The organism is Intrasporangium sp. (genome assembly GCF_039812505.1).
GTDB lineage: Bacteria > Actinomycetota > Actinomycetes > Actinomycetales > Dermatophilaceae > Intrasporangium_A.
This window is the reverse complement of the sequence record NZ_JBDIAQ010000124.1, coordinates 1-10,587: the sequence shown is the minus strand read 5'-3', so window position 1 is coordinate 10,587 and position 10,587 is coordinate 1. Positions and strand designations below refer to the sequence as shown.

Annotated in this window: 9 protein-coding genes; 1 reads left to right on the top strand and 8 read right to left on the bottom strand. The window is 73.9% G+C overall.

The features are described from left to right. A partial coding sequence (locus WMI84_RS14035) for a HAMP domain-containing sensor histidine kinase (protein ID WP_347354194.1) occupies positions 1 to 1,621 on the top strand: 1,621 nt, incomplete at its 5' end. A 165-nt stretch (positions 1,622 to 1,786) separates the two neighbouring features. Here WMI84_RS14035 and WMI84_RS14030 read toward each other — a convergent pair. The 8 genes from WMI84_RS14030 to WMI84_RS13995 form a co-directional block, all read right to left on the bottom strand. Next, positions 1,787 to 2,392: a hypothetical protein gene (locus WMI84_RS14030; RefSeq protein ID WP_347354192.1), complete on the bottom strand. Its 606-nt coding sequence runs from the start codon at positions 2,390 to 2,392 to the stop codon at positions 1,787 to 1,789. Between the two features lie 376 nt (positions 2,393 to 2,768). After that, entirely contained in the window at positions 2,769 to 3,917 is a 1,149-nt protein-coding gene (locus tag WMI84_RS14025) for an AAA family ATPase (RefSeq protein WP_347354191.1), read from the bottom strand. 161 nt (positions 3,918 to 4,078) lie between these two features. Next, positions 4,079 to 5,473, bottom strand: coding sequence for an amidohydrolase family protein (locus tag WMI84_RS14020; RefSeq protein WP_347354189.1), 1,395 nt, complete (start codon positions 5,471 to 5,473; stop codon positions 4,079 to 4,081). Beyond that, complete coding sequence (locus WMI84_RS14015) at positions 5,458 to 6,288, bottom strand: uracil-DNA glycosylase family protein (RefSeq protein WP_347354187.1); 831 nt, start codon at positions 6,286 to 6,288, stop codon at positions 5,458 to 5,460. Before WMI84_RS14015 ends, WMI84_RS14020 begins: the two co-directional genes overlap by 16 nt. 83 nt (positions 6,289 to 6,371) lie before the next feature. Beyond that, the gene (locus WMI84_RS14010; RefSeq protein ID WP_347354186.1) at positions 6,372 to 7,346 is read right to left on the bottom strand and encodes a hypothetical protein; all 975 of its coding nucleotides are present in this window, start codon (positions 7,344 to 7,346) and stop codon (positions 6,372 to 6,374) included. 17 nt (positions 7,347 to 7,363) lie between these two features. Then, a complete protein-coding gene (locus WMI84_RS14005; protein WP_347354185.1) occupies positions 7,364 to 8,221 on the bottom strand; it encodes an HAD family hydrolase in 858 nt (285 codons plus the stop codon). Positions 8,222 to 8,254: 33 nt separating this feature from the next. Next, the gene (locus WMI84_RS14000; protein ID WP_347354183.1) at positions 8,255 to 9,505 is read right to left on the bottom strand and encodes an ABC transporter permease; all 1,251 of its coding nucleotides are present in this window, start codon (positions 9,503 to 9,505) and stop codon (positions 8,255 to 8,257) included. Further along, a complete protein-coding gene (locus WMI84_RS13995; RefSeq protein ID WP_347354182.1) occupies positions 9,502 to 10,383 on the bottom strand; it encodes an ATP-binding cassette domain-containing protein in 882 nt (293 codons plus the stop codon). Before WMI84_RS13995 ends, WMI84_RS14000 begins: the two co-directional genes overlap by 4 nt. Between the last annotated feature and the right edge of the window lie 204 nt (positions 10,384 to 10,587).

Sequence of the window (10,587 nt, the reverse complement as noted above, 5' to 3'; positions counted from 1 at the left end):
GCGGGGCAGCCGACCCGCACGGGGGCGGCGGGCTCGCGCAGGACGGGTCGTGACCGGGGGTCCGGCGCACCCGGCGCGGGCCGGGACAGGACGGACCGTGCCCGAGGGTCCGGCCCACCCGGCGCGGGCCGGGACAGGACGGACCGTGCCCGAGGGTCCGGCCCACCCGACACCGGGTGGGCCAAGAGGGCGGCACCGCCGGACGCTGGCCCACCAGACCGGGCTGCTCGCGGTCGGCATCGCCGTGGTGACGGCGCTGCTGGCCGGGCTGTTGACCGTGGGGCTGACCCGGGCGACGATCACCGAGTCGGCCCGGGTCACGCTGGCCCGGACGGCCGACAGCGCGGCCGCGCGGGTCGACGAGGGCGTGGGCCTGGCCGCGCAGGCCCGGGCGGTGCGCGCGCTGGGCTCGCTCGGCGTGCAGTCGGCCAGCGTGGGGCCCGGCGGTGGGGTCACCGCCACGAGCCCCCTCGCCCGGGCGGCGCTGACGCCCGAGCGACGCGCGGTGCTGCTCTCGGGCCGGGCCGTCTCCGGCAGCGAGGTGGTCGGCGGTGCCCGGGTGCTGCTCGAGGGGCGGCCCACCACCCGCGGCGGGATCCTGCTGGTGCAGCGGCAGTCCGACGCGACCGCCGCGGACGACCGACTGGTGCGCCGGGTGATGCTGGCCCTGGGGCTGGCCGCCCTGGTGGCCGTGGGCGTGAGTGTCGTCGTCTCACGGCGGCTCGCCCGGCCGCTGCGGCGCACGGCCTCGGTCGCGCGGCTGCTGGCGGCGGGACAGCGAGACCTCGCCGTGCCGGTGGACGGTCCGGTCGAGGTGGCCGAGGTCGCGACGGCGCTCAACGCGCTCTCGTCCTCGCTGTCCCGGTCGGAACGTCGCCAGCGCGACTTCCTGCTCACCGTCTCCCACGACCTGCGCACCCCGTTGACCGGGATCCGGGGGTACGCCGAGTCCCTCGCGACCGGAGTGGTTCCGCCGCAGGACACGGCGCGGGTGGGCGAGGTGCTCGTCGGGGAGACGGCCCGGCTGGAGCGGCTCGTGGCCGACCTGCTCGACCTGGCCCGGCTGCGCGCCGAGCAGCCGTCGGTCAGCCTGTCCCGGGTCGACCTGGTGGGTCTGGGGGACGAGGTGGAGTCGGTGTGGCAGGCCCGATGCCAGGCTGCCGGAGTGGGGTGGCGCTTCGAGCACGACGCGCCACCCGTGTGGGCGTTGACCGACGCGACGCGGTTGCGCCAGCTCGTCGAGGGCCTGCTGGAGAACGCGCTCCGGGTGACCCCCGCCGGCCGGCCGGTCGTGCTGCAGGTCAGGCCAGGTGACCGGTCGGGCCCGCCCGGGGCTTGGGTCGTCGAGGTGCGCGACGGTGGACCCGGCCTGACCGACGAGGACATCGCCGTGGCCTTCGAGCCGGCCGTCCTGCACGAGCGCTATCGGGGCGTGCGGCCCGTTGGTACCGGTCTGGGCCTGGCGATCGTGGCCCGGTTGGCGGCCCTGCTCGGGGCCACCGTCGCCGCCGGGCACGCCCCCGAGGGTGGCGCCCGGTTCACCGTGACCGGACCGGCGGCCCAGGCCGGCCGGGTCTCCGACGACACCGGCACGGCTACGGGGGCGACCGGTTCACCGTGACCGGACAGGTTGGCTCAGACCGGCTGGGCTTCCGGGGACACCGGGACGGGCCCGGGGCGACCGGTTCGCCATGACTGGGCAGGTGGCTCAGGCCGGCTGGGCTTCCGGGGACACCGGCACGGCCGGTCAGGCCGGCCGGGTCGCCGGGGGCGCCGGGCCGACGCGTCACGTGGGCCGGGTCACCGACGGGGCGACGGATGCCGCGTTGGGCCGTGCCGACGACCGCTTCGGCATCCCGTAGACGACGTGCCGAGCCGTCAGCGTCGCGGCTTGCACCCCGCTGACGAGGGCCCGATCGCCGACCTCGACCTGCCCGATCGTGGAGTCCTGGCCGGTGCCGTCGTGACGTTCGCGGACCTTGGTCGAGCTCGTCACGGTGAACGTGAGCGAAACCCCGTCCCGGGCCCTGACGGTGATCGAGGACGCCGACACAGCGGTGACCTCACCGCGGATCGCCTCGTGCGTGGTCGGTGTGCGCCCACCGGTCACCCAGGTCGCGTGCAGCACGTGACGCAGCCGGCGCGGCGCAGGCCACCCGCGGGTGGCGCCGCCGCCCTGGGTCGTGCTGCCTGCCTCGGTCGTGCTGCCGGCGCCGACCAGCTCCATCGTGCTGGGGTCCGGGTCGGCGGTGACCTGTCGCGTTGCCGGGCCCGCGGACGACGCATCGGTCGAGGAAGGCGTGGCGCAGGCGCCCAGCGTCCCGGCCGAGAGGAGGAGCGCGCCGCCCAGCGCCAGGATCCGGCGAGGCCGGGGAGCTCGTGGTGTTCTCATGGGTCCACGGTCGCGCAGCCGTGTTGGAGGCGGGACACGGTCACGTTCGGGTCATGTTCGGGCTCCCGGGTCGAGTGGGCGCGATGTCGGTCGAGCCGGTGTGGCACGGCGACCGGCGCGCTGCCCGGGCGGCTCGCACCGTGCAGTCGGTGCCTGCTGAGCCGACCGTCCAGCCCAGCGCGCGCTGTCCGAGCGGAGCCGAACCTACGGCGGCCCCGACACCCACGAGAACCCGCACCAAGCGCAGCTCTCGTGGCCCGCAGCCCCCGACCACCACGAGAACCCGCACCAAGCGCAGCTCTCGTGGCCCGCAGCCCCCGACACCCACGAGAACCCACCCCGAACGCAGTCCTCGTGGTGGCAGCCCTCACCCCCCTCAGTGCCTGACGATCCACTCGGCCATGCCTGGCGTGAGGAAGAGCAGTCTGGGGCCCTCGGCGTAGAGGGTGCCCTTCTTCAGGAGCCGGTCGCGCAGGTAGGAGACCTTGCTCTGGGCCTTGCCCAGCTCGGCGGCCACCTGCGGACCGCTGGCCTCGCCGGTGCGCACGACGAGGGCGGCCGCCGCGGCGAGGTACTCCCGTTCGCGCGGGGAGGCGTCGTTCCAGCGCGACACGTAGAGGCCCTCCTCCAGCTCACGCCGGGCCGCGTCGAGGGCGGCGCGGGCGTGCCCGACGGTGATGCGTGAGCCGGCCGCAGCGGCACGCCACGCGTGGTGCCCGTAGAGCTGGACGGCATACGGGTAACCCCCGGACGCCTCGACGAGGACGTCGGCGGCGGCGGCGTCCATGGGGCGTCCGGCGTCGGCGGCGGGTTCGACGAGGGCCCGCCGTGCGTCGGACCGGTCGAGCAGGCCGAGTTCCCGCCACTCGCCGCGCTCGAGGTAGGTGACCGAGCGGTTCGGGTCGCGCAGCGAGGGCAGCCCGGCGACCAGGACCACGAGGGGCCAGTCGTCGGCCATGTGCTCCTGCAGGACCGCGGTGAACGCGGCGAGCTCCTCGCGGGTGGCCAGCTGCGCCTCGTCGAGGGTGAGCAGCAGCCCGGCGCCGACCCGCATCGCTGCGAGCATGGTCGCAGTCAGCGCCTGCCCGATCGGGTCGGCGGGTGCGGCGCCCGGGTCGGCGGCCCGCTCGATCATGACCTCCGCGCCGACCCCGAGGGCCGCGGCGGAGACCTTGCCGCCCGTGACGCGGGTGCTCCGGCGGGGTTTGCCGGTCGTGTGCTCGAGGCCGGCCCGGGCCGCCTGCAACCGTTCGACCAGCAGTGGAGTGAAGGGTCGCTTGGGCCTGACCTCGACGTGCACCGTCGGCCAGCCGAGCCGTTCGGCCGCGAGGGCGGCGGCCGCACCGAGCGCCACGGTCTTGCCGACCCCCCGCGTGCCGGTCAGGATGAGCGGGCGGGGGGTACGCCCGTCGAGCGCGGCCACGTCCAGGGCCTCGGACACGGACGCGAGCACCCCGTCACGCCCGACGAAGATCGGCGGCGGGGCGTTGAAACCGGGGCGGTACGGGTTCGGCGCGCGACTCATGTGCGCAGTATGGCGCCGATAGCAAATTGTGCGCGGGATGCTCGATGGCCCGGGCCCCAGCCCCGCCACGACAGCTGCAACCGGTCCCAGTTCTCGTGGCCCGCGCCCCCACCCCGCCACGACAGCTGCAACCGGTCCCAGTTCTCGTGGCCCGGGAGCGGCTACGCGAAGATCGGGCCGACCGGCGGGTAGGCCTGCACCAGCGCCGCCCGCACCTCGCTGAGGGCCGGCACGTCGTCGCCACCCTGGAAGCCGGTGTCGAGCCGCATCGGCTTGCCCCAGGCCACGAGGTCCTCGATGGTGCGTCCGGCCGCGGCCGCCGACAGCCGGTCGAACCAGTCCCGGCGAGCGTAGGTGATGTCACCGCCGACCGTCACGAGCTCGACCCACGACGGGTCGGCCAGACAGACGCTCTCGTACGGGTCCGCGTGGTGGCGCTCGAGGACGAGCAGGTCCGCGGGACGCCCGACCGCGACCGAGCCGAGGTGCTCGTCCAGGCCCGCGACACGAGCGGCGACCGAGGTCACCATCGCGACCAGGTCGGCCGCCGCCACCGGGTGGTCCTGCAGGGCGAGCTGGCGCCGGGCCACCTTCAGCTCGGCCAGCAGGCTGGTCGAGCCGGACGGCAGCCAGTCGGCCCCGAGTGCGAGCGGCATCCCGGCGGCGAGCGCCGCTCCGGCCAGGGTCGTCTCGCCGTAGAGACGCAGGTTCGACTGCGGCGACCAGACGAGCCGGCACCCGGCCTCGGCGACGGTGTGCAGGTCGTCGTCGGTCAGGGCGGTCGCGTGGATGAGGTTGGTCGCGGCGGTGGCGCCGCCCAGGTCCAGGAAGCGCCGGAACTCCCTGGCGCTGACGCCGTCCCCCCGGGCTCCCTCCGACAGGTGCAGGTAGAACGCGTTGACCTCCCCGGCCCGGATGCGCTCGAGGATGCGGTTGAACGTGGGCAGCCCGAACGAGCCGGAGGGCAGGTCGATGAGCGACCGGGCCCGGTGGGCGCCGAAGACCCACGCGTCGATGTTGCGCACCAGCGGCTCCGACTTCGACGTGCTGGCCCCGGAGGCACCCTGCACCCCGGTGACGCCGCCCACGAGGGCCCGCACCTCGGCATACCGGGTCTGCGTGTGGGCCGGCAGCTGCTCGATCAGCCGGTTCTGCGGGTCCCGCACGAGCGCCCGGTACTCCTTGGACCGGCGCCACGCGTAGCGGTTCGCGTACTGCTTCGGCGGCTCCCACGCGGCGAAGACGTTGAACTCGGGGTGGCCGTGCAGGTCGAGCAGCCCGGGCAGGACGACGCCGTCCGTCTCGAGGACCTCGACCGACGACGGCTTGCGGCGGCTGACCCGGTCGATGACGCCACCGGCCACCGTGACGTAGCCGCTGGACCAGGCTCCGTCCGGCGTGATCACCGCGCCGTGCAGCGCGAACGGCACTGGCGGCAGGGCTCGCTCACGAGCGGGTGGCGGCGCCAGCTCCTCGGTGACACCCCGGGTGTAGGCCCGCTCGAACGGGTCGTCGGGCAGGCCTCGGCGACCGTCCCCGCTCAAGGCTGCGGCCATGGCCTGGCCCCCTTCGGCACGGCCACCCTGATCGTCGCCCGCTTCTCCTCGGGGTCGGCGCCGGCCCGCACCGCCCACGACTCGAGCGAGCGCCACCACGCCGGTACGCCGGCCGGCAGGTCGCGCTCCGGGATCTCGACGAGGTCGGTCTGCGACCAGGTCTGCCCGTAGGGCGTCGCGTCGAGGTCACCATCGGGCACGACCGCGCCCCGCAGGCCGTCGAGATGGGCGTTCCAGTCGGCCAGCTGCCGGGCCGTCGTCACCGCCAGTGGCAGCCCGCTGCCTCGGGCGGCCCCCTCGGCGTAGGTCGGGTGCTTGACCGCCGCCAGATGGAGCCGGGCGGCCGCCTCGGGACGCGCAGCCGCCCAGAGCCCGAAGGCCCGTTCGGCCAGCTGCCCGAAGGCGACCACCGCGGTCACGCCCGAGTCGATCAGCAGCGCGTCCAGCCACCGGTTCCGGTACTCGGTGATGCCCTCGTCGGCGACGTGCCGGTTGCCCGCCGCCTGTCCGTAGACGCTGTACAGGTACACGTTGACCATGACGTAGCCCGACGCGATGCCGATCTTGTGCAGCAGTCCTTGGGCGCGCTGCCCCGCCTCACCGACGAGGATGCGGCGCGCGATGGCCTCGTGCGCCGCCGGGTCCTGCCCGAGCAGGAGCACGCGAGCCGAACCGTCGAGCCGCCCACGGTGGAACACCGGGCCCCATTCGACGCGGAAGTCGCTTGGTGCATAGGCGTCCTGGCCCGGATAGCTCGCGACCAGCGACGCGAACGGCTCCGCGGGGTAGCCCGGACAGCTCTCGTGGATGACCATGAGACACCTCCTGCTCTGTACCCAGAGTGTGCCAGCCGGCGGCCGTGATACCCCCGGCAAACACGCGCCGACGCCGCGACTGCTCACTCCTGCGGCGAAGGAGGCTGCCGGCCCTCGCCACCGGACCGCCGCCGGGGCGCCCTCGGGTCGGCGTCGAGGCCGGCGCGGGCCTTCTCGGCCAGGGTCCGGTAGACGTCGGGGTGGTCCAGGTAGCGGTTGTGGTCGGTGGCCAGGCTCCCGGCCGCGAAGAAGGGGGTGTCGTCGACGCCGTCGAAGATCCCCTCGGCCCGGAAGCTGAGCAGGTCGGCGTGGTCCCACACGTTCCACCAGCCGCCGAGGTATGCCGCGGCCGGGCAGGGGGTGAGCCGGCCGGTCTTCCGGCCGTGGCCGGGGTCGCTCTCGAGGAACAGCCCGAGCTCCTCGAAGAAGCCCACCTGCGAGCCGAGCGCACACCAGAAGTCGACCCTGATGTGCCGCAGCGACGGCGTCCGGGGGATGAAGTGGGTGAGAGCGTCATACAGGATCTGGCCGCCCATGCTGTGCGTCACGACCACGAGCGGCTCGTGGCGGGCCGCGGCGACGCGGGCGGCGTCATCGAGGCCGGCCAGGACCCGCCGCGGGATCGGTCCCGGATCCGCTGCGGTGCCCCGCCCGGCGACATAGGTCAGCACGTCGCCGATGAAGGTGGGCAGGAAGTCCTCCACCGGGCGGCGCAGCGCCGTGACGGTCTCGCGGATGGTGCGCCGGCTCTGTTCGCGCAGCGCCCGCGCCGCGCGCGTCCGGGCCTTGCCGCGCGGCTGCGGGATGACGGCCGGCTCGTCCGGGATGGGGTGGGACACGAGCGAGCGTCCGCCCCAGGCGAACCGGGCCCCCAGGTCGCCCCAGTAGATCCGGGTCACCGGGACCTGCGCGGAGTCGTCCGACAGGACCGGGGCGACGTGCTCACGAAGGTGGTCCTCGATCGTGGGCCACGGCACCTCCCGGAACCACTTGCCGGCCCGGGCGAGCGCCTCGTCGTCGTCCCGGATCGCGACGCCGTGAAGGTAGACGATCGGCATGCTGCAGGGTGCCCGTCTCAGGCGGTGAACCGAGCGGTCGCCCGGGACTCGGTCCCCTCCCGGAACGGCACGCCGGCGCGGACGGACGCGGCGAGCGCCTCGAGGATCGGGACGAGACCGTCGTCGTCGACGTCGCCGGCGACCTCGTCGGCCACGGCCTTGACCTCGTCGGGGGCGTTGCCCATGGCGACGCCCCAGGCCGCCCAGTAGAGCATCTCCAGGTCGTTGCGCTGGTCGCCGCAGGCGACCGTATGGGGTGGCTCGACCCCGATGCGGCGGCGCACCAGCTCGAGTGCCGAGGCCTTCGAGACGCCCTCGGGGTTGATGTCGAGCCAGGCCGACCAGCCGACGGCATACGTGACGCCGTGCAGACCGGCCCGCTCGACCAGCGCGAGGAACTCCTCGGGGGTCGTCTCGGGCTGGCGCAGCGTCACGCGGGTGACCGGCTCGCTGACCAGCTCCTCCCAGGACACCTCGCGGGTGATCCCCATGAGCTCGCCGTCCGGGAACTGGCGGGAGACCTTGAAGCCGACCCCCAGGTCCTCGACGGCGATCAGGGCCTCCGGCATGGCCTCGCGCAGCCGCTCCAGCACGGGGCGGGGGTCGAACGTCACGGTGTCGGCGACCGAGTAGCCGCCCGGGGGGTCGGGGTTGATCTCCAGCGTCACGGCCCCGTTGGAACAGACCGCGAACCCGTGCCGCAGGCCGAGCTGTTCGATGATCGGAGTGGTCGCGATGATCGACCGGCCCGTCGCGATGACCACCTCGACCTCGTCGGGCAACGCCCGCACGGCCGACCGCACGCCCTCGGTGAGCTCGCCGGTATGCAGCAGTGTCGTCCCGTCGAGGTCGAGGCAGAGCATCCGCTTGGTCATGCGGCTACGGTACCGGCGCTCAACCCTGCAGCCTTACCCCTGCAGCCTCATCGCCTGGCGCAGGGTCAGCCGGGCTCCGGTCTGCATGACCGAGCGGCTGTAGACGCGGGCGGCGAGGCGGACCAGGAAGGCGGCGAGGCCGAGGGTGATCCCGATCGAGACCACGGGCTCCCACCAGGCAGCGGTGCCCGAGGCGAGCCGGATGGGCATCGCGACCACGGACATCAGCGGCACGTAGGAGGCGATGACCTGCCAGGTGCCGGTCAGGAAGATGCCGCCGAAGAGGATGACCATGGTCAGCGTCGTGACCGGTGTGGAGGTCGACTGGAGGTCCTCGTGCCGGGTCGCGAGCGAGCCGGCCACCGCCCAGAGCGCGGCGAGCACCGCGAAGCCCACGAGGAAGAACACCAGGAACCATCCGGCCGCGCCGGCAACCGGGCCCAGCAGGGACGACCACGGGCTCATGGAGAGCCCGACCATGCCCACGCCGAGGAAGAGCGCGAGCTGGGTGAGGGCCATGACGACGTTGCCGACGATCTTGCCGACGAGCAGGTGCCGGATCGGGATCGCGGCCGAGAGGATCTCGACGATGCGCGACTGCTTCTCCTCCACGACGCTCTGTGCGATCTGCATGCCGAAGATGAGGGCTGCCATGTAGAACAGGAAGGCGAAGATCAGCCCGACCGCGTTGACGAACCCGGGGTCGCGGGAGTCCTTGTCGAGCAGGTCGTAGCCGACGGTCGAGCCGGACGTGAGCCGGTCGGCGGTCGTGCCGAGCGCGGCCGCGTGCTCGGCCAGCACGTGCTCGCCCACGGCCTTGCCGACCCAGGTGGCGACGGTGTCGTCCTTCTCCCGGTCGCCGACCAGGCGCCACTCAGAGCCGGCCGAGCCGGGCGAGCCGGGCAGCAGGGCCACGTCGGCGTCGCCGGAGCGGACCAGGGCGAGCGCGGCGGACTCGCCGGGGGCCGTCTTGACCGTCCAGGCGAGGTTCGCCTCGGCGGCCGCGCCGGCATCCTGCGCCTGCCTGACGATCGTGGCGGCGGCCGGGCTGGTCACCGCGATCGTGGCCTCGTGCGGCTTGCCGGCGAAGAAGGCCTGGATGCCGAACACGCCCGCGATCAGGAGCATCGTGAAGAACGTCGACATCAGGAAGTTCTTGTCGTGCAGCTTGACCCAGATCTCGCGGGCGGCCACGACCTGCCAGGCACGGTCGACCCCCTGGGCGGACCGGGGCGGCGGGGCGGGGCGCTCGGTGCGGGTGCTGGTGTCGGTCGTGAGCGTCATGCGGTCACCTCGCGGTAGATCTCGGACACGGTGGGGATGACGGGGGCGAACTCGTGCACGCTCCCGCGGCGCAACGCCTCGGTGAGCAGCCGGGTGCCGGCCGTCTCGTCGGGCAGCTCGAGCAGGGCGGTCGGGCCGTCGACGTCGACGACGGTGACGTCACCCAGGTCGCGGACCCAGCCGGCGTCGCCGCCGAGGACGAGCCGGTGGCGCACCCGCCCCGACCGGCGCAGCTGCTCGGCCGTTCCGCTCGCGACGACGCGGCCGTTCGAGAGGATCACCAGGGAGTCGCAGAGCCGCTCGACGAGGTCGAGCTGGTGCGAGGAGAACAGGACGGGCACGCCCCGGTGGGCGTACTCGCGCAGCAGGTCGACCATCGAGTCGACCGCCCGGGGGTCGAGGCCGGAGAAGGGCTCGTCCAGGATGAGCGCGACCGGGTCGGCGATGACCGCGGCGGCGATCTGGACGCGCTGCTGGTTGCCGAGCGAGAGCGACTCGACCTTGTCCCTGGCGCGGTCGGCCAGCCCGAACCGCTCCAGCAGGTCGGTCGCGGTCGTCCGTGCCACGGCCGCCGCCAAGCCGTGCAGCCGGCCGAGGTAGACGAGCTGGTCGAGCACGGGCTGCTTCGGGTAGAGGCCGCGCTCCTCGGGCATGTAGCCGAACGCGCGCCGGTCCTCCGGCGTGATGGGACGTCCGTCCCAGTGGACCTCGCCGCCGTGGATCGCGAGCACGCCCATGACCATCCGCATGGTCGTCGTCTTGCCCGCGCCGTTGCCGCCGACGAAGCCCGTCAGACGCCCGTCCGCGACGGTGAAGCTGACGTCGGCCACGGCCACGTGCTCGCCGAAGCGGCGCGTCAGGTGCTGGATCTCGAGCACTGGAGTCCCTTCCGGTCGTTGCGTTCACGCCAGTCTCGTATGCCGCCCACCTCCTCCGGATCCCCCGCGCGGTTGATCCTCGGCCGGCTCCAGGGGGCGGTCCTCCCCCTTGAGGCGGAGCGCTCGGTCAGAACGAGTCGAGGTCACCCACGTCGACAGTGCAGCAATCCCGATCGACAGTGCACCAATCCGGATCGACAGTGC

Excerpts from the sequence above, each read along its gene's own strand:
- WMI84_RS14005 (WP_347354185.1), bottom strand. The coding sequence starts at position 8,221 with ATGACCAAGCGGATGCTCTGCCTCGACCTCGACGGGACGACACTGCTG.
- WMI84_RS14010 (WP_347354186.1), bottom strand. The coding sequence starts at position 7,346 with ATGCCGATCGTCTACCTTCACGGCGTCGCGATCCGGGACGACGACGAG.
- WMI84_RS14020 (WP_347354189.1), bottom strand. The coding sequence starts at position 5,473 with ATGGCCGCAGCCTTGAGCGGGGACGGTCGCCGAGGCCTGCCCGACGAC.
- WMI84_RS14000 (WP_347354183.1), bottom strand. The coding sequence starts at position 9,505 with ATGACGCTCACGACCGACACCAGCACCCGCACCGAGCGCCCCGCCCCG.
- WMI84_RS14015 (WP_347354187.1), bottom strand. The coding sequence starts at position 6,288 with ATGGTCATCCACGAGAGCTGTCCGGGCTACCCCGCGGAGCCGTTCGCG.
- WMI84_RS14030 (WP_347354192.1), bottom strand. The coding sequence starts at position 2,392 with ATGAGAACACCACGAGCTCCCCGGCCTCGCCGGATCCTGGCGCTGGGC.
- WMI84_RS14025 (WP_347354191.1), bottom strand. The coding sequence starts at position 3,917 with ATGAGTCGCGCGCCGAACCCGTACCGCCCCGGTTTCAACGCCCCGCCG.